Source organism: Sphingomonas sp. Leaf67, assembly GCF_001421965.1.
Taxonomy (GTDB): Bacteria; Pseudomonadota; Alphaproteobacteria; order Sphingomonadales; family Sphingomonadaceae; genus Sphingomonas.
The window spans coordinates 891,881-916,528 of the sequence record NZ_LMLP01000001.1 but is presented as its reverse complement, the minus strand read 5'-3'; the positions used below and the strand labels follow the sequence as shown (position 1 = coordinate 916,528).

Sequence of the window (24,648 nt, the reverse complement as noted above, 5' to 3'; positions counted from 1 at the left end):
ATCCCTTCAGTTCGATTTGGCCTGCGCGGCGTAATAGTGCCGCGCCATGCGCAGCCGGGCGCTGTCCGATTTGACCGGATCGCCGCCCAGCAGGTGATAGATGTCCCACAGATTCACCGGCTGGCGCCCCCGCGACAGGATGCGGATGGCGAGCGCCAACTGATCGACCAGCGCCTCGCCACGGCTGGCGAGCAGGCGCAGCAGCCGCTTTTCCGAAACGCCAGCCTCGAACAAGGCAGCGCCGACCCCGCGTTTCTCGTCATGCGGATACAGCGCGGCCGTACCCGACAACAGACCGGCGAAATGGCCGATCAGACGCATTCGGGTCCAGTCCTGCTCGATGCGCGATTGCGGTACTTCCGCGCGGAGCAACATCTTGATCGCGACCGCATCGGCCGCGGGCGATTTCGTCAGTTCCATCCGACGCAATGCCGCGCGGTCGCCGCTGGACATGCCGTGCAGCTGTCGTGAGATCGACCGCATCCAGTCGTCGGGCGGTGTCGCCGTTGTCGGGGCTGCGCCCGTGGCGGCGGGGTTACTCGCCATGTTCGGCCTCCTCGACCCATTTCTTCATCTCGTAGTGGAGCAGCGATCCGGCGCGGGCGCGGGCCGGAACCCGGCGGACCTCGGTACCGGGCGCGGCTTCGGCGGCGACGGCGAAGGTGTCGGTGGCGATGTCGCGCAGCGTCGTCCGCCAGGCCATGCGATGATTGTCGTCGGTCGCGGTGACCTCTGCCCAGAACGGTCCGTCGAAGAAGATGCCGTCGACCGTTTCGTTGAACCGGTTCATCCAGCGTTCGATCTTTTTCTTGGCGGAGTCATCGTCCAGCCGCGCCTTGTCAGGCCCGCCCTGTACCAGTGAGATCAACGCGCGGCTGAGGCGGCGACTGGCCTGAAATCCCTCTTCGGCGCGCTTGCCGGCGACCTCACCGATGCGGTTGATCGGCAGGGGTCGGCCTTCTGCATCGCGCAATGCGCCGGGGGTGCGGACCGTCCGGCGGTGCAGTCCCTCGGTCTTGCCCTGTCCGCGCACCAGTGCGGCGGCGACGATCGCCAGCCCTTCCCGGTCGTCGGCGGGGTCGGCCTTGGCGAGCCGGGGGAGGGTGATCTTCGTCTTGTCGAGCAGCGTCGCCATCTGGCGATAGCCGAAGCCCGCGCCGCTGGGGGTGTGGCTGGTCGTTCCGTCCGCCTTCATCGGTGCCCATGGGTCGAGCGTCGCACCCTTCAGGTCCGATGCCGCGACGCGGGCGCATTTCGACCCGGCGGCGAGCGCCTCGATGCCCGCAGGCGTGCGCCGCAACCGTACCCGGCGGCAGATTTCGACATAGAGTTCGTCGAGCCCGTCATAGGCCAGCGACAGGGTGCCGTCCCACGGGACGGTCCACAGCAGCATGGTGCCGGCCCGCCGGTCGGCGCGCGCGCGGGCATCGGCGACCAGCCGCGCGACGTCACGCCGGAACGCCCGTGCCGCACCGCCAAGCGGCCGGATGCCGAGGCTCATGCGCGACGCAAAGCCGCCATTCATGCGCGAGATGCCGTAATTGCCGGCACCCAGAAACCCTTCGGTCGTCTGCAACGTCACCAGCGCGAACAGCCAGTCCTCATCGCTGGCGCCGGCCATGCGCTCCTGTTTGAGGTCGTGATTCTTCGCGGTCACCAGCATGTCGAGCGCGTCGGGCGTGGGGATGCGATTCTTGTACGCGGCGCGGTCGGTCGGGGCGAGCGTCGGCGGCTGCAGCAACGCCGGTTTCGACCAGTCGTCGACGACCAGTTCCCACGCCTCCGGCAGGTCGGGGGTCAGGCCCGTCAGCAGGTCGCGCCATGCCGCCTCACCCGTCGGCAGCGTGTCGGTATCGGCGTGGATCAGCGCCATCGCCGCGATCTGTACCGTGAACGCATGCCATGGCTCGCGGTGGTGCGGGCGCAGTGCCGGAAAGCTCCACGCCTGCCCGTCCGCCAGCGCCGCGAAGGCCGCGAACAGCGAACCGCGATGCACCCGGCCGTCCTCGTCCTGCCAACCGATCATGAGCCCCCCCTCGGTTCAACAACTTGCTTGGAATGTGAGCAGGCAAGCAAGCGGAGATGTAACGAAATCGGACGGAAATATTGCAGCAGTATCAATCATTTCCCCGCGGGTGCGGGGGAGCCTGCCTCACTTAAAAAAGCATGGGTCTAGCCGCGCGTCAGCGCAGAAACGGATGTCGTCCGAGGGGCGCGTCCAGGCCGACCTCCCGAACTCGTCGCTAAGCGCCATCGCCGGAGGCACCGTACCGGTCTCACCTGCAACCCAAACTGCTCTGGAGTTTCAAAGCGTTTCGACCACCATTGCAGCAACCGATCATGGCTGCGGCTACGGAAATAGCCCCGCCTCGTTCGTCGGGAGCTCAAGTGGTGGAAAGGGCTAAGCATGACGTTCATTAACTTGCCTGATTCGCGTTCATACGCAACACTTACGGATGAGCGATCTTTCTCGTAATGTAGCATGTTCGTTGAAAACCTAGTTTCGTTGAAAACGTCATTCATGAAATAATGCAGCCCCATCCGTAAGCACCGTGGGCGCGGTCAGCGCGCGGTCGAGGTAGAGGTTGCGCGCCTCGCAACTGGTTTCGGCGACCAGCAGGCAGCTATGGCAGGCCGCACCGCTCAGCGCGCGTTCGTCGGCATGGGCGTCGGGATCATGTTCGGCACAGATCGGATCGCCGCTGCACAATGCCAGCCGGTCGAGCGCGCGTTCGGCGATTGCCCCCAGACGCGGCAACACCGCCACCAAGCCGCCCAGCGTCCCCTGCGTGCCGGTCGAGGCGGTGTAGAGCAGCAGGCCGAAGCGTTCGCCGTCGTCGTCGACGATCGCATATAGCCGTTCCTTGAGCGCGGTCGCGGGATAGCCGCAGTCGAGGGCGATCTCGGTCATCAGCGCGTGGCTGAAGCCGTGCATCGCGTAATAAGCGAGGCCGGGAAAGCGCAGCTTGTCGCCATAGGCCTGACCGCTGCGCCAGCGGTCCCATCCGCTCAGCAACGCTTCCCCCCGCACCGCCACTGCCCGACGCGTCAGCCACGACCGGATCGCCTGTGGATCGAAGCGCAGGAAGATGCCTTCGCCCAGTTCCTCGACGGCGGGCAGCCATTCGAGATCGACGGCCAGCGCCGCGCCCTCGACCGCGATGTAGAGTTCCTCCAGATCGCCGTCGATCGCGGTCGGCGCGGCTTCGAACCGGGTAAAGCCGTACAGGCAGGCGACCTCGCGCAGCCGGTGGACCGCGACCGCCGTGGCGATCGGTGACAGGCGCGGCCGATCGCCGTCCCATTCGGCGCGGGTCAGGGTGCGGGCGAACAGCCGGGCGTCGGGGGTGTCGCTGCCGATGGCGGGCAGGCCGGAGGCGAGCAGGTCGAATTCGGCGACCTTGGGGGCTTTGGCCAGGGTCTGATGGCCGGTGCTGCGCAGTTGCGCGACACGGGCGACGATGTCGGCATCGCTCCATCCGGCCAGCGCCGCGCGCAACGCCGGGTTGGCGCGGCGGGCGATCGCGATCTCCGCTTCGGTCGTCACCCAGTCGATCGCGTCCATATGCGCCTCGACCAGTCGGGTCAGCTCGTCCTCGCCGGCGGGCAGCGAGATGACGGTCAGTACCTGCGGGAAATAGGCGTTGGTCGCGGTCCGGGTCAGGAAGCGCAGATTTTCGCCACAGTCCACGTCGTCGGTCGGTAGCCACGGCCGGCGGCCCCGGCATTTGCCGAACCGGCCATCGGCCTGTGCATCGCGCAGCGACAGCGCCGCACCGCATCCGCAGACGATCCGGGTCGAGGCGGGATCGCCCGACGTCCCGCGCTCCTCCAGCCAGAGCGGTTGGACGCAGCGCCCGGGCAGGTCGACATGCACGGCATAGGCCCAGTCGATGTCCTGCAAATGCCCCTTGTGACAGCCAGCGACGAAGCGGATCGGCGTCACCGCCAGACGGCGCCCGTCATCGTCGATCAACTCGGCCCGGCCGCGCGGGTTCAGGTCGCGCCAGCGGACCAGCCGGCGGCGACGGACGTCGCCCGCGTCCTCGGCATCGCGGGCGACGAACCATGCGGGGAAAATGCGCGCCTCGATGCCCGGCGGTTCGCCGGGTCCGGTACGATTTTCGTCATGCGCCGGCGGGGTGCGCAAGCTCAGGCGGACGCCATCGGCCAGCCGCCCGTTGCCGCGCAGCAGCGCCTCCAGCACTGCCGCCGCGCGCGGTTCGTGGATCGGACGCCAACTGCCGCGTTCGCGCATATGCCACAGGTCGAGGCCGCCGATGACCACCGACCGTGTCGGCAGGTCGATCATCGCGCCGGGACCGAAGCCCAGCACCAGTTGCGACTGGCGCAGCGTCACGGGTTTGCCGGTCATGCCATGTCTCCTGCGCCGCTGACCCGTTCGCCGGTCGGTCCGCGCGGCCGGACCAGCACCGCCGGTTCGACGTCGCGCATGCTCCATCCGGCCTGGAACCGCCGGTGCGCGGGCGACAGGTTGCCCAGCACGGGGTCGAGCGGAGGATGGAGCAGGCGTTGCGGGCGATCCTCGTAGCTGAACCGTCCGCCCGCGCCGGTCTGCTCGCCGGCGATCGCGATCCAGTCGTCGAGCAGCCCCTTGATCGTCGCCGCCAGCCGGTCGCGGCCGCCATCGATTCCGGCGGGCGCGCGATCCACCAGATGCGCGACCACCGCCGCACGGGTGGCGGGTGCGCTCGCCAGCGCCGCGACCGCGTCGGAGGGTGTCAGCGCCGGATCGAGATGGCGGGCGATCGCCACCACCACCGCCGCCAGCGACCGGTCGAGCGCACGCGCCGACCATGGCGTGACGCTGGTCGCCTCGACCGCGCGATAGAAGGTGTCGTGGAAGTGGCTGAATTGTTCGAAATGCATGCGGTCGCGCGGGCGGTGGATGTTCAACACCGCCACGACCAGTCCGGGGCGCGCCGGATTGCGGCCGACACGGCTGGTCGCCTGGATATATTCCGCCGCGGTCTTGGGCTGGCCCTGCACCAGCATCAGTCCCAGCCGATCGATGTCGAGGCCGACCGAGATCATGTTGGTCGCCAGCGCCACATCGACCGGGTCCGGCCCGTCGAAGCCGGTTTCCAGCCGCCGTTTGGCCGCCGCGACCTGATCGGTCGACACGCGCGACGTCAGTTCGACCGGTTCGCCCAGCAGCCGGTCGCCGAACGGCCGGTCGACCGGCTCGATCCGTCGCCGCTGCGTACCATAGCCGGCAAGCCGGTTCGCGACCTCGTCCTCGACGATGCGACGCGCGCCGCCCAGTTCGCGCAGCGCATTGAAATAGCACAGCGCCGTGCGATAGGCATCGGCGTCGCCGCCGTCATCGGCCAACCCCTGCGCCGCGCCGAGCAGGGTCACCAGCGCCTGCAGGAACACCAGCTTCGGCCCGCGCCCGGCGGCGGCGATGCCGACATACCAGCGCGCCGGATCGGTCGCGCTTTCGCGACAGGTGCGCGCGAAGAAACTGTCGCGGCGGTCGATGCCGGGCGGGGGAAAGATGCGCGTTTCGCCGCGGTCGAACAGCGCGCGGATCTGGTCGCCGGCGCGGCGGACGGTGGCGGTCGACGCGATGATCTTCGGCCGGACCCGCTGTCCGTCGACGCTACGGCTGGCGAGGCGGTCGATCGCGGCTTCGTACAGACCAGCGACGGTGCCGAGCGGGCCGGAGATCAGGTGCAGTTCGTCCTGCACGATCAGGTCGGGCGGGTCGAGCCGATGGCCGCCGTCCAGCGCGCGACCCCGGCCGGGTTCGGCCGCACCGTAAAAGCCGCTGTCGTCGGCACGGTCGACATGGCCGAAAAACGCCCCCGCCGCCCCGATCCATGGCAGCGCCGCGAATTTGTCGACGGTCGCGATCAGGAACGCGGGCAGGCGGCGATAGATCGCTTCGTCGACCGTCACCACCGGCAACGCCCGGTCGCCGGTAAAGGGGCAGGCGAGGTCGACGCAGCGCAGTTCGAGATTGGTCGGCGCATCGGCATGGGGCACGCAGCGAAAGCTTTGCGGGGTGAAGGCGGTGCCACACCACGGGCATGCCTTGATCGGGGCGGGCGCGCGGCTGTCGCGGCCGCTGGTATAGGCGCGGACGCGGCGGACGGCGGTGCCCTCGCGCTTGTCGCCCTTGCGCCCCAGCCGGTTGGGGCTGGCGTCGGACCCGACCCACAACCCGATCTCGATCGGCCAGTCGCCGAGCAGCGGACGGCCGCCGGCGTCGCGGTACTCGGCCCCGGTGCGCAGCAGTTCGAGCGCGCAGACCAGCCCCGCCGCCCGGCCCAGCTGGTCGAGCGTCAACAGCCGCAGCGTATAGCGCATGACGACCGATACGCCCGCGCCGAGCAGCCCGTCCCCCGACAGGCGACGCAGCGCGATGGTGAAGGCGGCAAGGCCCAGATACGCTTCGGTCTTGCCGCCGCCGGTCGGGAAGAACAGCAGGTCGGCGATCTCGCGGTCGGCATGGCGGCGGTCGGCCATGCCGGACAGGTTGAGCAGCAGGAAGGCGAGCTGGAACGGGCGCCATGCCGGGCGAACGTCGCCCGGCCGACGGGCGCGGGTCGCGTCGGCGACGGCGCGGTTGGCGATCTCGAACGCCTGTCGCACGCGCGCATCGGTCGCCAGCAGGTCGATGCCGGCGGCGATCCGGCCGCGCGCTTCGTGTTGCGCGGCGATCAGCGCGGCGGCGGTGCGGGCCCGTTGCGGTGCCCCGGCGATGTCGGTGGCGGCAGCGGCGGCGTGCTGGCCCTCCGTCCAGCCGGCATAGGCGGCAGGCAGCGGTTGCAGCGCCGTCTGCAACGCCGCACCGTCGCCGCGGGCCAGTTCGGCGAGCCGGTCCATGCCGAACGGCACCGCATCGACCCCGGCCGCGACCGTGCGTTCCACCGAGGCCAGTGGCATATGGGTCGTGTGGACCTGGCGGACCGTGCCGTCGTCGTCCACGCAGTGTGCCGCCGCACAGCCGAGCCCGGCGGCATAGGCGGCGCTGTCGCGATAATGGAGGTCGGCGAGCTGGTCGTCCCAATCGTCGCGGGCGATCCGCGACAGGTCGTGCTGCGCGACGAACCCCGCTTCGCAGCGGAGCGTCAGGCGGACCTGATAGGCATAGGCAAGGTCGCGATAGCGCGACGGCGGTTCGAGCCGTTTGTTGACCAGGAACACCGTCACGACCTGTACCGCGCGCGTCGTGCCATCGGGCAGTGCCAGCGCGAACGGCCGCGCCCGTACCGCCAGTTCCAGCGCGCCGCCGGGCCGGGCGGTCGCGGCGGTGCCGGGCAGGGGATGGTGGGCGATGCCGTGGTCGACCGATGGCAGGGGGAGTGCGATGCCATGGCTGCGCGGCACCCGCCGCCAGCCGATCGGCTGGCCATGCGGTTCGCCGCCGCTGTCGAGCATATCGGGCGGCAGCGGCGGTTCGGGGACATAATCGCCCCAGTCGACGGTGACATCGATCGTGCGAACAGCGGCATCGACCATCGTCGACAGGCCGATACTGCTCGGCAGGTAGCGGCGACGCGTGGGTGGCGGATCGGGTTCGTCATGATCGCCCGCCGCCCCGCCGGCGCCGAATCCGGCATCGTCGAACAGATAGCGCTCGATATCGTCGGGTTCGGCATCGGCGGGAATTTCCGGCTCCACGGTCAATTCGCCCGACGGCGCGATGAATCCCGCCAGATACCAGCGCGACGGGTTTTCGCCGGGCGGCAGCCGTTCGGCGGCAAGATCGGCATCGTCGCGTTCGCACGGGCCGATCAGATTGCGTCGCAGCCGCCGGACCAGTTCGGCGCGCACCCCGTCGGCATTCACAACAGTCGCTCCATCGCCGCGCGTTCCTCGTTCAGTCGCAACAGTCGCCCCAGCACCGCGTCGCGAAACGGCGCGGGCCAGAACAGTCGGTCGTGGTATCGGTGGTCGTCCTCGCGATTGGTATCGAGCGGGACCGGTGCCGCTTCGGCGGCGAGATCGTCCCAGCCATAGGCGGCGAGAACCGCATGATCCAACGCGGCGTGCAGGTCGCGCAGCGTCGCGATGTCGGGCGCGGTGTCGGTGGCGCGGTGGAACCGGTTGTAGGTCGGCGTCAGCCCCTCGCCACGCGCGACCATCATCGCCGCGCGGTGATCGTGACAGGCTTGCCCGACTGCTTCGAGCGCGGTGTCGGCGGCGTGGTCCGGGGGCAGCGGAAAGGTGTCGAAGCAGTCGGACGGGGTGTAGCGCAGCCGGTCTTCGAGCGTCGACGCGAAGAACCGGGTCCAGACTTCGTGAACGCGCGACTGCAGGACTGCGAACGAGGCGAAGGAGGGCAGGGCGAAGACCGCGAGGGTGTTGCCGAACAAACCACCCGTCGGCACGCGTGCCAGCGCCCAGTGCGGCGTGGCGGCGCAACTGGTGACCAGTACGAACGGCAGCCGATGGATGGCTGCGTACAGGCCGGGCCTCGCCTCTTCGAACAGCCACCAGTGATCGCGGGTCCGCGGGCGCGACACCGTGTCGCGATAGGGTTTCACGACGTCCCGCACCAAGGCGACCAAGGCGGGGTAGCGTTCGGTCGCCTGTGCCAGCGACAGGCCGGTCAGGTCGATCGCGTATCGGAAGGGCAGGTGCAACGGGTCGTTATAGACCTCTTCACCGCCGAGGAACGGCCGAACGGCTTGCCGCGCGTCCGGATGCGCCCGGAGCAATCGATCCATCGCCCCGAGCGTGTTGTCGGTGCTGGCCGGCTTGTCGTCGCGGAACAGGAAGCCGGCGCCATAGACCTTGCTGCCCTCGAACACCTTGCCCGCGTTGGCGCGCAACGACGCTGGCGACCCATCCAGATCACCCTCCATCAGATACGCCGAGATCCGCCGCACCGGTCGTCCGTCGAGCATCGGCGGACCGTCATCGTGCCCGCCGCGCCGGACGAAGACCTGCGCGACCACCACCGCCGCCTCACCCTCCCAGACATGGCGGCTGACGGCGCGGTAGATGACGCCGCCGTCGTGCAGGATCCGGGTCAGGCCGGTCTCGCGCGTATCGCCCTGCCGGATGGTGTTGGTCGCGATCAGCCCGAAGCTGCCGCCGGTGCGCAGCAGTCCGAACGCGCGGCGGAAGAAATGCGCCGACAGGTCGGCATTGCCATGCGCCCCGGCATGCAGCGTCTTCAGCCAGTCGGGATAGGCGGCGGCATGGCCGGCGGCGATGGTGTTCTTGCCGGCAAAGGGCGGATTGCCGATGATCGCGTCGAACCCCGGATCGGGGCGGGCGAACACATCCTCGAACGCCAGTTCCCAATGGAAGCTGGTGATGCCGATCGGTGGCGCGCGCAATGCCGCCTGCCATTCGACGAGCTGTGCCCAGCTGGCCGCACCGGGGGACAGCACGCATTGCTGCACCTCGGCCAGCCGCGCATCGCGGTCGCGTGCGCCGGTCCCGGTAAAGAACGACCACAGGACCGCATCGGCGACCAGCTGCGCCCGCTCGAGCGCGATGGTCGCGGCAAGGTGGCGACGTTCCTGCGCGGCATAGGGCGCGATTTCAGCCTCGCTGCGCATCAGGCGGCGCAATTCGGCGGCGGCGTCGATCCCGTCGCGCACGATCGCCTCGACGAAGCTGTGCTGCCCCGACACCTTGTTCCATGTCACCGCGACGATCTTGGGATTGGGCAGGCCGACCAGACTGTCGCCAGCGCGCAGCACTGCGTCGAGAAAGGTGAATTCATGCGCGCTCGCCAGCGTTTCCAGCCATAGCGACAGCTTGGCGAGATCGATCGCGAGCGGGTTGCGATCGACGCCGCGCAGGCAATGCTGCGCGACCAGCCGCTTGGCGTGGAGCAGTTCGTCCTCGTCGGTCGGGATCGTCGGGCGCTGCGCCGGCCAGCGGCTCCATGCCGCGACCAGCCGTTCGCCCAGTTGCCGGCACGCCTCGACCAGAAACGCGCCCGATCCGGCGGCGGGATCGCAGACCTTCAGGTCGAGGATGTCGGCCGGGCCGGCATCGGGTCCGATCCGGGCGAAAGCGGGGGCGAGCGCGTGGGCGACGATCGGGCGCGTCAGCGCGGCGGGGGTGTAATGGCTGCCGGTGCGGCGGCGTTCGTCGGTCGGTTGCAGGATCGGCGTTCCCGCCACGACCGGCTGCCCACGCGGGCAGGCGCGGCGGTCGACGATGGGGGAAAGGGCGGTGGCGAGGGCATCGGCGTCTGCTGTCGATCGGATCGCACGGGCGACGGGGGGCGCGAAACTCCCGCGTCCGGTCATGGTCTTCAGCCGCTTTTCGCGCTCGCTGCCGGAAACGCCCGCCAGTGCATCGAGATCGACCCATACCGGCACGCGGTTGCCCTTGCCCGCGCGGATCGCCAGCGCCGTGCCGGCCGCGCGCTCGACGGTGAAGCCCATCACCGTTTCGTACACCGATCCGATCTGTTCGACGCTGAGCGAGCGATAGGCGACGCGCTCGCCGCCCAGCATCAGCAGTCCGTCGAGCACGCGCAGCACACAGCCGTCGCCGACCGGCAGCACCGTTTCCGGATCGCCCGGCGCGTTGCGGCCGAGCAGGAAGGGAAAGGCCGCCTCGCTGAACAGCTTGCCGCCGCGCGCTTGCATGAATCCCGACAGATGGCCGCGATCGACCAGCCGGAACAGCGCGATCAGCTGCCCCCACGCACCGCGCCGGTCGTCGATCGTGTCGGGATAGAGCGCGGCACCCTCGCGCAGTCGCAGGTGCAGCGCGCCCAGCGCATAGCCCTGTTCATACAGTGCCGCCGCCGCGCCGCCGGGGGCCGACGGCATCAGCGCGCGATCCTCGGCATAGAGGATGAAGATCAGCCGCAGCAGCACCGTCAGCATCGCTTCGTAGAGATGTTGCGGGCGGTCGCCGGCCAGCGCGCGGACCCGCTCGGGCGCGGCGGCGTCGAGACCGCGCAGCAGTTCGTGCAGGCTGGCCAGCACCTGCCCGGCGAGCCGCGCCGACACATCGGCCTGTGCGGCGCGGCTTTCGGCGAGGAGCGCGGGCAGGCGGTGCGAGGGCGGTCCGGTGAACAGCGCATGGGCGTCGAGCAACAGTTTCAGCCCGGCGAGCATCGCCCGCCCGCCGACGCTCCCCAGCGCGTCGAGCGGCCAGCTCATATGCCCCGACACCTCGCCGCGCGGCGCGACCACCAGCCGCAGGACGCGTTCGGCGGGTGCATCGTGCCGCCCGGTCTCGCGCAGGCCGATCAGGACCCCGGCGAGGATGCCGGTTTCGCGCAGCAGCCGTTCGAAGCGTTGCTGCGCGGTCGCTTCCCATCCGTCGAGCGTGGCGCGCCGGTCGAGGATCACGTCCTCGATCCGCACCAGCAATTGCGGCGCGCCGTCGGCGGTCAGCACGACGCCATGCGGTTCGAGCAGCGTGTCCTGTTCGGGAAAGGCGATACGCAGCGTGTCGGGGATCGCCGGTCCGCCGGGGGCACCGGCCACCCGGTCGGCGGGCCAGCCGAGGATGTCGTGGAACAAGCGCCACGGATCGGCGTCCGCCAGCGCCGCAGCGACCGCCGTGGAATCGCGGGCGTGCTGCGGTGCCGGCCATGCCCCGATCCGGGCAAGCGCGGCGGGGGCGACGACCAGCCCGACCGGCTGGAGATAGCCGATCCAGTCGTGCAGCCCATGGGCATCGGCCCGGCTCATGCGGCGGGCCAGAGATAGACGAGACCGATCGGTTCGACGCGGGTGGCATGGATCGTCGCGGCACCGCGCAGTCGTTCGGGCTCGCGCACGCGTTCCTCGGCGAGCCGGGCGGTGGCGCGTTCCCAGGAGCGGCGGTCGGCGGCGCGCTGTCGCGCCTCGGCCGGGTCGAGCAGCAACGTCAACTGCGCGTCGTCGGTGCCGCGTTCGCGTCCGATGCGGGCGAGCCGCGCGTCGAGCAGCGTTTCCAGCCCGCGCGCTTCCGCCGCCGCGCGCCGGGCGAGTTCGGTGGCGACCCGCTCGCGACGCGCCGCCGCCCGCGCCAGCAGTGCCGGACGCAGCCCGGCGATGTCGCGGGCCGACCGTGCGGTCGCGTGGGTCGCGATGGCGGGGTCGGCATCCTCGGCGGTCTTCAGCGCGGCGATCAGGTCGTCAAGGACCCGTCCCTCCGCCTCGCGCCCCTCGGCCAGTATCCGCAACGGGCCATCCTTGCGCCACTCGGCGGCGACGCTCAGCACTTCCTCGTGCAGTCGCGCCGCCTTTTCCCCGTAGAGCGCCAGCCGGCCGATCAGGATCACGCGGCGTGCCGATGCGGCCGGCGAGCGGATCACACAGGCGCGCTCCAGCCCCTGCCGGAACCCCGCCGACAGGAACTGGCTGAGCAGGCGGCGGACGAGGCGGTGTTCGAGATGCAGTTGTACAACGTCGCCGGCATCGCGGCCGTCGGGCAGGATCGCCGGCGCGAAGCTCACCCGCCGGACCGCGGCATCGGCGCGCCAGTCGCCGGGGCGTTCGCCGGGCCGGAGCGGGCGAACGCGCAATTCGTCGAGCAGGGGTGCCCAGCTGGCATCCTGCACCATCCGGCCCTCGTCGAGCGCGAACACCGGCGTCGTGCCGATCGCCGCCGGCCGGTGCCAGCCGCCGCCCGACCGTGCCAGCGCCAGCCCGACCACCGACTGCAATTCGTCCGGATCGATGCCGACCCGCTCGCGCGCCTTGTCCAGTGCGGCGGCAAGGTCCGCCTGTTCGCGCCGCAGCCGTGCCAGCCGTGCATCGGCCCCGTCGTCCAGATCACGCACCGCCGCGCGCACGCGGTCGTCGGCCTCGGCATCGCGAATGCGTCCGGCCAGCGTCGCCGCCGCCGCGCGATCGATGCCGCCGCCCGCCAGCCGGTCGGCGATCCGGTCGCCCAGTACCTGTCCGGCCGATCCCAGCTGCCGCCGGATCAATTCGGTCTTGCGCACCAGTGCGTCGAGCACAACGTCCTCGGGCCGCTGTGCATAGACGAAATAGCGGCAGGTGACGGTGGCGCTTGGTTGCAGCTTGCGGTCGATCCGCCCGTTGCGCTGTTCCAGCCGCGACGGGTTCCATGGCAGGTCGACATGGATCAGGTCGTGGCACTGCGTCTGCAGGTTGATGCCCTCGCGCGCGGCGTCGGTGCAGATCAGGATGCGCAGCGGATCGTCGGGATCGTTGAAGGCACGCTTCACCGCCTCACGCCGTTCGGTCGAGGTGACGCCGGTAAAGCTGTCGATCCGCCGCGCCTCGAGCGCATCGGTCGGGTCGAGCAGTACCGACAATTGCCGCTGCAACCAGCGGCGCGTATCCTCATATTCGGTGAACAGGATCAGCCGCCGGTCGCGCCACCGCCCGTCGTCGTCGAGCAGGTGCGACCGCGCCCAGTCGACGATCCACCGCACCCGCGCATCGGGTCCGCCGCGCGCGGCGTCGGCGATGGCCAGCATCGCCAGCGCATGGTCGCGTTCGGCGGCAAGCGGACCGGCCTCCACCGCGATCGCCGCCTCGCGCTCGGCCAGCAGGTCGAGTGCGGCGGCTTCGTCCTCGGCACGTTCGGGGGCGTCGACCGCCTCGACTATTGCCCGGTCGAGCCCGTCCAGACGCACCCGCAACGTGCGCGCAAAGGCCGGGATCGACGACAGCAACCGCTGCTGCAACCCGACGAAACCCAGCCGCGCCCGCGCCGCCTGTGCGCCGGGCAGCGTCGCGATCCGTGCCTCACGCAGGGCGCGATACTCGGCCAGCATCGCCGCCAGCACCAGTTCGGGCGCATCGGCGGGCAGGTCGTGCAAGCCGACCGGTTCGACCACCCGCTGCGGAAACGCCTCCCCCAGCGCGCGCAGATCGCTTTTCAGCCGGCGCACCATCACTGGTTCGAGATCGGCGGGCCGCACCGGCACCCCGCGGGTGAAACGCTGCGGATCGAGCAGTTCGAGCAGCGTCGCGAAACTGTTGGGATGGCCGTTATGCGGCGTCGCCGACAGGAACAGCCGGTGTTCGAAACGGTCGGCCAGGTCGCGCAGCGACCGGGTGAACTGGCTCTCGATCGCATAGCGTCCGCCGCCCGCCGATGCCGCATGATGCGCTTCGTCGAGGATCAGCAGCGAGCGCGCGCGAAACCCGCCGAGCAGGTCGCGCAGCCCGGCGACATAGGCTTCCTCCCCCAGCAACCGGTGCGACAGGATGAACCGCGACCCCGCCGCCCACGGGTTGGCACCGTAGCCGCGCCGCCGCCGCAGCGCCTCCAGATGCGCGGCATCGACGATCTCGAACGCCAGCCCGAACTTGGTCTGCAACTCCTCGCGCCATTGCAGCGTCATCGCCGCCGGAGCCAACACCACCGTATAATCGACCCGCCGCCGCAACAGCATCTCGCGCAGCACCAGCCCGGCCTCGACCGTCTTGCCGAGGCCGACATCGTCGGCGATCAGCAGGTTCACGCGCGGCAGGCGCAGCGCCTTGCGCAGCGGCAGCAACTGATAGGGATCGAGGCGGATGCCGGCGCGGAACGGGGCCTGGAACAGGTCGCGCTCCGCGGCGGTCGCGGTGCGCCAGCGGACCGTGCGCAGATAGGCCGAGAAGCTCGCCGCATCGCCGCCGCCACGGGTCAGCGCGTCCCACGCCTCTTCGTCGTGCAGGCGTGCATCGACCTCGGCGCTCCACAGGATGCGCGCTTCCTCGCCGCTGGCATCGTCGTCGATACAGGCGAGCAGATGACCGTCGAGCGGCCCGTCGGGTTCGGCTTCGACCATCCACAGCCGCCCGCGTAGCGACACGAACTGGCCGACCCCCGGCGGTCCGGCGCGCGCATGGGCGCGGCCGGTGGATTGCGTGTCGGCCATGCGGAGCGCCCCCTTTCCTGCCGCCAAGACTGCGGGCTGGCGGGCGCGCTGCCAACGAAAGTTGCATCCGCTTTGCTGGCGGCTTCTATCCGTTTCGGATCATTCGGGGTCGCATCGCTGGCGGGAAACGGTGCAGGATGGGGAGGTCAAAGGAGCGGGCATGGGTGAGGTGTGGGCGAAGCTGGCAAGGGACGCCGATGGCCGGGTGACCGCGATCCTGCCGCTGGTCGACCATATTCTCGACGTCGGTGCCGCGATGGCGGCGCTGTTGCCGGGCTGGACCCGGCCACTCGAAGCGGCGGCGGGGCGGCCACTGACGGGGCAGGACAGTGCGCGGCTTATCGCACTCGCGGCGTTGCACGATCTGGGCAAGGCCAATCGCGGATTTCAGGCGCGGATCGACCCGAAGGCGAACCAGAAGATCGGCCATACCGGCCCGGTCGCGGCGCTGCTGAACCATTCGAAGTTACGGGCGGGGGAGGCGGCGCGGGCGATCGGAGCGATGCTCGACGCATGGGGTGCGGCCGAGCATTTCGCGGCGGTGATGGCGCATCATGGCAGGCCGGTCGATGCGTTTGCCTTTCCGCCCGATACCGGTGTCTGGATGAAGTTCGCCGGATGCTGGATGCCCGAGCATGGTCACGATCCTGCCGCCGATGTGCTGCCGGTCATCGCGGCCGTCTGCGCGCGCTGGCCGCTGGCATGGGCGGCAGGCGAGCCGCTGCCGCAGGCACCGCGCTTCGTCGCGCTGTTTGCCGGGCTGGTGACGCTGGCCGACTGGCTCGGGTCCGACAGCGACCGCTTTCCGATCGAGGGACCGTACGGCACCGACCGGATTGCGGTGCGGGAGGTGGCCGCGGCGGCAGCGGCGCAGGCGCGCGGACTGGTGCCGTCGGCCACGCCGCCCGGCGATTTCAAGGCGGCGTTCGGCAAGGCCCCCTTCGCCTTTCAGGCGCAGGCCGCCGCCGACGACCTCGGCCCCGTCGCGCTGATCGAGGCGGAGACCGGGTCGGGCAAGACCGAGGCGGCGCTGTGGCGCTGGATCGAACTGCGGCGGCGGGGGCGGGTCGACGGCCTGTTCTTCGCGCTGCCGACGCGGTCGGCGGCGGTGCAGTTGCACCGGCGCGTCGACGCCATGCTGAAATCGGTATGGGGAGCCGATGCGCCGGAAGCGGTGCTCGCCGTGCCGGGCTATCTGCAGTCGGGCGACGCCACCGGGCAGGCGCTGCCGGATTATGCCGTGCGCTGGGACGATGGCGAAGCGGGCGGCAAGCCCGACGCGCGTTGGGCGGCGGAACGGGCCAACCGGTTCCTCGCCGCGCGGGTGGCGGTGGGGACGATCGATCAGGCATTGCTCGCGACGTTGCCGGTGCGCCACGCGCTGTTCCGTGCGGGGATGCTCGCGCGCAGCCTGCTGGTCGTCGATGAGGTCCATGCGTCGGACGCCTACATGGCCGGGCTGCTCGACCGGTTGCTGACCCATCATGTCGCGGTGGGCGGTCATGCGCTGCTGCTGTCGGCGACGCTCGGCGCGCGGGCGCGGGCGCAGCTGCTGCGGCAGCCGATGATGTCGCACGATCAGGCGGTGGCGGTCCCCTATCCGGCGCTGTCCGGTCGTGATGCCGTCCGCGCCGTGGCCGGGGCGGGGCACGAGAAGCAGGTTCGGATCGAGACGGCGGGCGAGATCGACGATCCGGTCGCCATCGCCGAACGCGCGGTGGCGGCGGCCCGCGCCGGCGCGGCGGTGCTGGTGGTGCGCAACAGCGTCGGCGGCGCGGCCGCTGTGGCGCAGGCGGTGGCGGCACGCGCGCCCGAACTGGCGTTCCGGGTCGGCGACGTCGCGACGCTGCACCATGGCCGGTTCGCGCCCGACGACCGGCGGCTGCTCGACGCGGCGGTGGAGAGCGCGTTCGGCAAGACGCGCGGTGCGGGCGGGCGGGTGCTGGTCGGCACGCAGACGCTCGAACAGTCGCTCGACATCGATGCCGATCTGCTCATCACCGATCTGGCCCCGATCGACGTGCTGCTCCAGCGGATCGGACGGCTGCACCGGCACGTGCGCGAGCGCGGTGCCTTTGCCGAGGCGCGCACGATCGTGCTGCGGCCGGCCGAGCGCGATCTGACGCCGTTGCTGACGCGCAAGGGCGGGTTTCATGGCCTTGGCGGGCATGTCTATCCCAACCTTGTCCAGCTCGAAGCGACGCTGCGGCGGATCGAGGCGACGCCCGACATCGTCATCCCGCGCGACAACCGCCGGCTGGTCGAAGGCGCGCTGCATCCCGACGCGTTGGCCGAGGTGGTGCGCGATCAGGGCGCGGCGTGGCAGAACCATGCCGCCATGCGATCGGGCGGGGTGTCGGCCGATGGACAGACCGCCGCGCAGGTCGCGCTCGACCTGTCGCAGCGTTTCAGCGAACTCGACTGGCGCGATGCGGAGAAGGCGGTGACCCGGCTGGGCGGGCGCGACCTGTTGATCGACCTCGACCCGCCGCTGCCCGGGCCGTTCGGCAAGTCGATCCACCGCATCCGGGTGCCGCACTGGATGGCGGGCAATGCGACGACGGTCGAGCATGACGGCGGTGGCGACTTCCGGCTCGGCGACCGCCTGTTGCGCTACGACCAATGGGGGCTGCGACACCGGTGAGGCGACAGCGCCGGTCATGGCCCGGTTGACGTGTCGGCGCGATCGTCGGAGGTTCGCGCTTTGTCACGACCGGAGCCGCCATGACCGCATCCGCCGCCGCCGCGGTCCCCTCCCTTCCGACGCTGCCGGGACGGCGGGCGATGCTGGTGTACGGGCTGCTCGGCTTTGCCGCCGGGCTGCCCTTCTACATGTTCTCGACGGTGCTGGTGCTGCGGTTGCAGGCGCATGGCGTGGCGCTGACCGTGCTGGGCTTCTTTGCATGGGTGCAGTTGCTGCCGACGCTGAAGTTCGTGTGGGCGCCACTGCTCGACCGCTATGACGTGCCGGGGTTCGCGCGCTTCTGGGGCAAACGGCGCGGGTGGATCATGCTGGCGCAGCTGGGCATCGTCACCGCGATGGCGGCGATGGCGTGGACGTCGGACGATGCGTCGCTGCCGCTGACCGCGTTGTTCGCGGTGCTGCTCGCCTTCTGGACCACGACGCTGGAGGTGGCGGCGGACGCGTGGCGGATCGAGCTGTTCCCGACGCAGGACCAGCAGGGGCCGATCGTCGCCGCGAACCTGTGGGGATATCGCAGCGCGATGGTCGCGGCGGGCAGCGGGGCGCTGTTGCTGGCCGACCATGGCGGCTGGGCGCTGGCCTATCTGGCGATCGCGGTGGCGGCGTTCCTGCCGTTTCCGATGCTGGTGGCGATGCGGCCCGATGCGGCGCGGGGTGGCGGGCGGATGGTGGCGCTGGCGACCGGGGTGCTGGGCGGGGCGGTGATTCTGGGCGTGGTCGCGGCGGTGACGGCGACGGTCGGCTATGCCCTGTTGCAGACGGCGGCATCGATCGGGATCGATGCCACGAGCAACGTGACGCCATGGGTGCTGGGGCTGTGCATGGTGCCGTTCCTTGCCATGGCGGCGGCGGTGCCGTGGATCCGGACGCTGCCGGCCACGCACCGGGCGCGGACCTCGACCGCGATCGGGCCGTATGTCGATTTCTTCTGGCGGTATCGGACGGCGGCGATCGTGCTGATGGCGTTCGTGTCGCTGTATCGGATGGGCGACGTGCTGGCGCTGAACCTGTCCAAACCGATGATCAAGGAACTGGGCTATTCGCTCAGCCAGATCGGGCGCGCCGATGGCGTGGTCGCGCTGGTGGCGAGCATGGTCGGGGTGGGCTTGGGCGGCTGGATGGTGACGCGGCGGCCGATGGCATGGGCGCTGGCGGTCGGGGCGGTGGTGGCCGCGATCGGCAATTTCGGCTTCGTCTGGCTGGCGCACCAGCAAGTGAGCGAGGCGATGCTGTATGTCGCCACGGGCCTCGACCAGTTCGGCAACGGCTTTGCGGGGGCGGTGTTCGTCGTCTATCTCTCGCTGCTGGTGAACCCGCGCTATCCGGGGGCGCAATATGCGTTCCTGACCGGCTTTGCGTTCCTGTTGCCGCGGATGCTGGCCGGGGCAGGGGGATCGATGGTCGGGGTCATCGGCTATGACGGGTTCTTCCTGCTGTCGGGTGCGCTCAGCCTGGCGGCGATCCCGATCCTGCCGGCGCTGACCCGCATCCGTGCGAGGAAGGACGACGCATGATCGACCGCGCCTTTGCCCTCGCCGCCGCCCATGTCGCCGACGGGCGGATACCGGGCGCGACGCTCGGCATCGTCACCGCCGATGGCAGGCGCACGGTGCGCTTCGCCGGGCTGGCGCAGCGCGTGCCGACGGTCGAGCCGCTGACCCGCGACCACTGGTTCGACCTAGCCTCGGTCAGCAAGGTCATCGCGACCACCCGTTTCGTGCTGCAACTGGCGGAAGACGGCCGGATCGACCTCGACCGGCCGCTGACCGATGCGATCCCCGACCTGCGGCAATATGACGTGGCGGGCGCCGCCGAGCGGCGGCTGACGTTCCGCGACTGTCTGGTCCATCGCACCTTCCTGCCGGCGGTCGAGCCGATCTATACCTATGGCGACGATCCCGCCCGGCTGCGCGCGTTCGTGTTGCAGCGGGCGTGGCGGCAGGGACCGCCGGTCTATTCGGACATCAACTTCATCCTGTTGGGGCTGGCCATCGAACGGATCATCGGTGCCGGGCTGGACGCGCTGCCGCTCGGGTCGGGCCTTAGCTGGGGTCCGCCGCCCGGACCGGCGGTCGCGACCGAGCATTGTCAGTGGCGCGGGCGGGTGCTGGTCGGCGAGGTGCATGACGAGAATTGCTCGTCGATGGGCGGGCGGACCGGTCATGCCGGGCTGTTCGGGACGGTCGATGGCGTGCTCGATTTCGCGCTCGGGCTGCTCGACGGCAGCGGGGCGTCGGCGGCGATGCTCGATGCGATTCGGACGCCGGTCGAAGGGCATCGGACGGCGGGCTGGGAAATCCGCTTTCCCGGATGGTCGGGCGGGCAAGCGTGTTCGGCGGACACGATCGGCCATACCGGCTTTACCGGGACCGGGCTGTGGATCGATTTCGAGCGCGGGCTGGCATGGACGCTGCTGACCAACCGGGTGCATCCGACGCGGCATTTCGACAGCGGGATTTTTGCGTTGCGGCCGGCGACCGGGGATGCGGTGGTGGCGGAGTTCGATGCGGCGGGCGGTATATAGTTTTTTTGCGTTTGGAATCAGGTGGTTGGGAGATCTCGCGCGTTTCAAAGGTCACAAAGGTCACACTTGCCGCGTTTTGGTGTGACGTTTTGGGTTGGGGCGCGGAAGGGCGGGGATGGCGATGGGAAAGAGCCTTGCGGTGGTAGCGGGGCGGGGTGGTGTAGGAAAGCGTGACAGGTTTGCCTGATCGTCACCCCGGGGTTGATCGAGCTTTTGCAAACGTCGCAAGCCTGGCCAAAAATGCGCCGTACCCCCGCGCAGGCGGGGGGCCAGAGCCAAGCAAAACATCGGCTTGTGCCTGGAACCCTGGACCCCCGCCTGCGCGGGGGTACGGCAGGGGACAGGAGTCGGTACTTTCGCAGAGGTCTCGCGGAGGCCTGGGTCCCGCTTCCCGGCCTGCATTCCCCGGCGGGTGGGATCGCCCTCACCCTTCCGTGGCTTTGCCGCTCCCTCCCTTCCCCGTCGGGACAGGGAAGGTTACGGCCCCTCGATCACTTCCCGCAATACGCCCAGAAACTCGCTGGCCAGTGCGCTGGGCGGGCGGTCGAGCAGGTGCATGGCGTGGAGGTCGAAGGTCAGCGACGGCTTCAACGGCCGCATCGCGAGACCTTCGGAGAGGGACGCTTCGGCGGTGAAATTGTCGACCACGCTCAACCCCACGCCCGCCCGGACCAGCGCGGCGGCGATGTAGAAGGTGCGGGCGGAGGCGATGTCGTGCAGTTCCAGCCCCAGCCGGTCGAGTTCCTGCGCGAACAGCTGGCCGATCGGGCCGCTGGCGGCGAGCGTGATGAACGGCCGCCCGGCCAGCTGCGGCAGTTCGATGCGCGGCGGGGAATCGGGCAGGTCGGCTTCGCGGTACAACGCGACCAGCTCGCCTTCGCCGAGCCATATCTTGCCCAGCGGTGCGCCGCGCGGCACTTCGGCGGCGATGGCGATATCGGTCTCGCGTTCGTAGAGTTTGCGCAGCAGGTCGTCATGATGGACGGTTTGCAGGTCGAAGCGCACGTCGGGGCGCTTCGCCATGAACCGTGCGACGGCGGTCGGCAGCGCGCCGAGCGCGAGGCTGGGCAGCGCCGAAATACGCAACGTCGCGCCGCCGCCGCTGCGCAGGTTGCGGCCCGCCTCGCGAAGCGCGCGGACCCGCTCCTGAATGTCCGCCACATCGCCGAACAGGGCATGGGCGTCCTCGGTGGGCACGAGGCGGCTGTTGGTCCGCTGGAACAGTTCGAAGCCGAGCAGCGTCTCGGCATGGCGCAGCGTCTTGGACACGGAAGGCTGCGAGATGTTGAGCGCGCGGGCCGCCGCGCTGACCGATCCGTTGACGTAGACGGCGTGGAAGATTTCGATGTGGCGCAGGTTCATGGGGCTGCCTGCCCGCGATAGCGCGCTTCGTCCAGCCCGTCCTCGGCGCGCGCCACCAACGTCGCGACGGTCAGGTTGGCGCTGGCCGAGGGGACCGTCCGCGTCATGTCGAGCAGCCGGTCGAACGGCAGCACCAGCCCGACGACCAATGCGGTCTGTTCCGCGCCGACCCCGACCGCACCCAGCATCGCCGCCAGCATGAACAGCGAGGCGGACGGTACCGGCGCCGTCCCGAACGCGGCGAGCGCACCGGTCAGCAGCATGACGCCCAGCATCCATGCGTCGGGGACGATGCCCAGCGCCTGCAACGCGAACTGGCCAAGCAGCCCGACATACATCGCCGTCCCGTCCTTGCCGATGCTGGCCCCCAGCGGCAGCACGGTCGAGGCGATCGGGCGGGCGATGCCGAGATGGTCCTGCGCCACGCGCAACGCCACCGGGAGTGTCGCCGAGGAGGAGGCGGTCGAAAACGCGACGACCAGCGCATCGATGATTCCGTGAAAGAAGCGCGCCACCGGCAACCGCGCGACGAAGCGCAGCAGCCCGGCATGGACCAGCATCTGCGTGCATGAGGCGAGGATCACGCACAGCGCCAGCCAGCCGACGTTGACGAATACCGCCATGCCGTTCGCCGCGACCGCATTGGCGATCAGCGCGAGCACCCCGAACGGTGTCACCTCCATGACGATGCGGACGAGGTGGAGCAGGACGGCAGCCAGCCCCTGCAACAGTGCCACGACCGGCTTGCCCGCTTCGCCCGACACGACGCTGGCGATGCCGAGCAGGACCGCGACGAAGATGATGGCGAGCATGTCGCCCTTGGCCAGCGCATCGACGATGTTGACCGGGACGATGCCGAGCAGCTGGTCGGCGGGCGTCACCGCCGGTCCCGGCACATGCGGCGCGACCCCGGCCAGCACGATGCCGTCGCCCGGTTGCAGCAACAGGCCGAACCCCATGCCGATCGATACCGCGAGCAGGGTGGTGAAGGCGAACAGCGCGACCGTCCGCCCGCCGATCCCGCCCAGCCGGCGCGGATCGCCGAGCGATGCGATGCCGGCGGCGATGGTGACGAGCACCACCGGCACGACCAGCATCTTGATGAGGCGGACGAACAGGTCGCCGATGATCTTGATCGCCGCCGCGGCCTGTGGCCATAGCAATCCGATCGCGATGCCGAGCAGCAGCGCGCCGACGACGCGCTTCCATAGCGGAATCGCGAACCAGCCGCGCATCAGGCGGCGTTGCCCCAGAAGCCGGGGGCGGGCGGGGACAACATGCCGTACCGGTCGATGACGCCGCCGGTGCGGTCTTCGCTGAGCCAGAGCGGCCCGTCGAGATCGACGAACGCGGCCTGTGCCCCGAGCAGCATCGCGGGGGCGATCCCCAGCGACGAACAGACCATGCACCCGACCATCAACCCGAACCCCTTTGCGCGTGCCGCGTTCGCCAGCGCCAGTGCTTCGGTCAAGCCGCCGGTCTTGTCGAGCTTGATGTTGACCACGGCGTAGCGGCCGGCGAGTGCGTCGAGATCGGCGGCGGTGTGCAACGCTTCGTCGGCGCAGACCGGGACCGGGCTGTCGAACCCGGCCAGCGCGCCGTCCTCGCCCGCCGGCAGCGGCTGTTCGAGCAGGTCGATGCGCCATTCGGCGAGACGCGGTTTCAGTGCCTCCAACGTGTCCAACGTCCAGCTTTCATTGGGATCGACGATCAGCCGGGGATCGGGTGCAGCCGCACGGACGGCGGCGATCTGTGCGGCGGGATCGCTGCGGTCGACCTTGATCTTGAGCAGCGGGACGTGCGCGACCTTCGCCGCCGCGCGCGCCATCGCGTCGGGATGATCGAGGCCGATGGTGATCGCGGAGGGCAGCGCGGCCGGCTCGGCGATCCCGGCCAGCGTAGCAACGCTGGTCCCGGCGAGGCGCGCTTCGAGATCCCACAGCGCACAGTCGACCGCGTTGCGCGCCGCGCCGGCGGGGAGCAGCGCGGCAAGGTCGGCACGGGTCGCTCCGGCGGCGATGTGTGATCCGATCGTGCGGATCGCAGCGAGGGTGTCGTCGATGGTCTCGCCATAGCGTGCATAGGGAACCGCCTCCCCGCGCCCGATCGCCTCGCCCTGCGCAATTGTCACCGTGACGACATCGGCCGCCGTCTTGACCCCGCGCGAGATGCGGAACGGGGTGCTCAGGCCGAAACGGTCATGGGCGACGTCGAGATGTCGAAGCATGTCTGCATCCAGTCGATGATCGGGTCCGCGCCGAAGCGATATGGGTCGGTGCACGGCAGGCCCAGCGCCGCGCCGGTTTCGGCGCACAGCGCGCGCGCTTCGTCCTCGCCCAGCTTCGCGGTGTTGAGCGCCACGCCGACCGCCTGCACGTCGGGGCTGGTCAGCCGCGCGACCGACAGGTTGGCGGCGAGGCAGGTGGCGAGGTCGGGCAGGGCGTAATGCGGCAGGCCGCGCATATGGTCGCGCGACGGATCGTGGCACAGCACCAGCGCGCGCGGCTGTGCGCCGTGGAGCAGCCCGGTCGACACGCCGGCGAAGGACGGGTGGAACAGCGATCCCTGCCCCTCGATCAGGTCCCAGCCGTCATCGTCGCGCGCCGGGGTGATCGTCTCGATCGCGCCCGAGATGAAGTCGGCGACCACCGCATCGACCGGTACGCCCGACCCGGCGATCAGAATGCCGGTCTGGCCGGTGGCGCGGAAATCGGCGCTGATCCCGCGTGCGACCATCGCATCACGCAACGCCAGCGTCGTATACATCTTGCCGACCGAACAATCGGTGCCGACGGTCAGCAACCGGTTGCCCGCGCGGCGCCTGCCATTGCCGACCGGCAGGTTGGCCGGCGGATCGCGCACGTCGAACAACTGCACGCCGGCTTGCCGCGCGGCGCCCACGATCTCCGGCACGTCGCGCAGCCGCTGGTGCAGGCCGGAGGCGATGTTCATGCCCACCGCGATCGCCGCCAGCGCGTCCTCGATCAGCGCGTCGCCCATCGTCCCGCCGGCATTGGCAATGCCGAGGATCAGCGTATTCGCCCCGGCTGCGCGCCCCTGCGCCGCATCCATGCGCGGCAGGCCCAGCGTCAGCGGGCAATCGTTATGCCGCCATTCCCCGACGCAATCGTCCGGCCGGAACGCCGCGACGCCCCGCGACGTCTTGATGCCGACCGCGTCGTCGGAATGGCCGAGATAGAGGAGAAAGGGTCCGGGGATCATCGCGCACCTGCTGACTGTCGGAACGATGGGATAGGGCCGGGGCGGGCG

Annotated in this window: 13 protein-coding genes; 3 read left to right on the top strand and 10 right to left on the bottom strand. The window is 70.2% G+C overall.

Annotation, left to right across the window (positions count from 1 at the left end; genetic code table 11):
* Positions 1–6: 6 nt before the first annotated feature.
* The 6 genes from casB to drmD form a co-directional block, all read right to left on the bottom strand.
* Complete coding sequence (gene casB, locus ASE90_RS04375; RefSeq protein ID WP_082449394.1) at positions 7–546, bottom strand: type I-E CRISPR-associated protein Cse2/CasB; 540 nt, start codon at positions 544–546, stop codon at positions 7–9.
* A complete protein-coding gene (locus tag ASE90_RS04370) occupies positions 536–2,026 on the bottom strand; it encodes a hypothetical protein (RefSeq protein WP_055996397.1) in 1,491 nt (496 codons plus the stop codon). The genes casB and ASE90_RS04370 overlap by 11 nt, the downstream gene beginning before the upstream one ends.
* A gap of 489 nt (positions 2,027–2,515) precedes the next feature.
* Complete coding sequence (drmB, locus tag ASE90_RS04365; RefSeq protein ID WP_055996394.1) at positions 2,516–4,375, bottom strand: DUF1998 domain-containing protein; 1,860 nt, start codon at positions 4,373–4,375, stop codon at positions 2,516–2,518.
* Entirely contained in the window at positions 4,372–7,821 is a 3,450-nt protein-coding gene (gene drmA / locus ASE90_RS04360; RefSeq protein WP_055996391.1) for a DISARM system helicase DrmA, read from the bottom strand. Before drmA ends, drmB begins: the two co-directional genes overlap by 4 nt.
* Entirely contained in the window at positions 7,818–11,651 is a 3,834-nt protein-coding gene (locus ASE90_RS04355) for an Eco57I restriction-modification methylase domain-containing protein (protein WP_156361404.1), read from the bottom strand. Before ASE90_RS04355 ends, drmA begins: the two co-directional genes overlap by 4 nt.
* Complete coding sequence (drmD, locus tag ASE90_RS04350; RefSeq protein ID WP_055996386.1) at positions 11,648–14,788, bottom strand: DISARM system SNF2-like helicase DrmD; 3,141 nt, start codon at positions 14,786–14,788, stop codon at positions 11,648–11,650. The genes ASE90_RS04355 and drmD overlap by 4 nt, the downstream gene beginning before the upstream one ends.
* Before the next feature lie 160 nt (positions 14,789–14,948).
* On the opposite strand from drmD, the gene ASE90_RS04345 reads away from it, so the two are divergent.
* The 3 genes from ASE90_RS04345 to ASE90_RS04335 all read left to right on the top strand — a co-directional run bounded on the left by ASE90_RS04345 (position 14,949) and on the right by ASE90_RS04335 (position 20,016).
* Positions 14,949–17,432: a CRISPR-associated helicase/endonuclease Cas3 gene (locus tag ASE90_RS04345; protein ID WP_055996383.1), complete on the top strand. Its 2,484-nt coding sequence runs from the start codon at positions 14,949–14,951 to the stop codon at positions 17,430–17,432.
* Between the two features lie 80 nt (positions 17,433–17,512).
* Positions 17,513–19,006: a hypothetical protein gene (locus ASE90_RS04340; protein ID WP_055996380.1), complete on the top strand. Its 1,494-nt coding sequence runs from the start codon at positions 17,513–17,515 to the stop codon at positions 19,004–19,006.
* Complete coding sequence (locus ASE90_RS04335; RefSeq protein ID WP_055996377.1) at positions 19,003–20,016, top strand: serine hydrolase domain-containing protein; 1,014 nt, start codon at positions 19,003–19,005, stop codon at positions 20,014–20,016. The genes ASE90_RS04340 and ASE90_RS04335 overlap by 4 nt, the downstream gene beginning before the upstream one ends.
* Positions 20,017–20,493: 477 nt before the next feature.
* On the opposite strand, the gene ASE90_RS04330 is transcribed toward ASE90_RS04335, so the two are convergent.
* The 4 genes from ASE90_RS04330 to dgcN are packed head-to-tail and all read right to left on the bottom strand — an operon-like array spanning position 20,494 to position 24,600.
* On the bottom strand, positions 20,494–21,378 hold the full coding sequence (locus ASE90_RS04330; protein WP_055996374.1) for a LysR family transcriptional regulator: 885 nt from the start codon (positions 21,376–21,378) through the stop codon (positions 20,494–20,496).
* The gene (locus ASE90_RS04325) at positions 21,375–22,613 is read right to left on the bottom strand and encodes a dicarboxylate/amino acid:cation symporter (RefSeq protein WP_055996371.1); all 1,239 of its coding nucleotides are present in this window, start codon (positions 22,611–22,613) and stop codon (positions 21,375–21,377) included. The genes ASE90_RS04330 and ASE90_RS04325 overlap by 4 nt, the downstream gene beginning before the upstream one ends.
* Entirely contained in the window at positions 22,613–23,605 is a 993-nt protein-coding gene (dgcA, locus tag ASE90_RS04320; RefSeq protein WP_055996368.1) for an N-acetyl-D-Glu racemase DgcA, read from the bottom strand. The genes ASE90_RS04325 and dgcA overlap by 1 nt, the downstream gene beginning before the upstream one ends.
* Positions 23,563–24,600 carry an N-acetyltransferase DgcN gene (gene dgcN, locus ASE90_RS04315; RefSeq protein WP_055996365.1) on the bottom strand — a complete coding sequence of 346 codons (1,038 nt, stop codon included), beginning with the start codon at positions 24,598–24,600 and terminating at the stop codon, positions 23,563–23,565. Before dgcN ends, dgcA begins: the two co-directional genes overlap by 43 nt.
* Between the last annotated feature and the right edge of the window lie 48 nt (positions 24,601–24,648).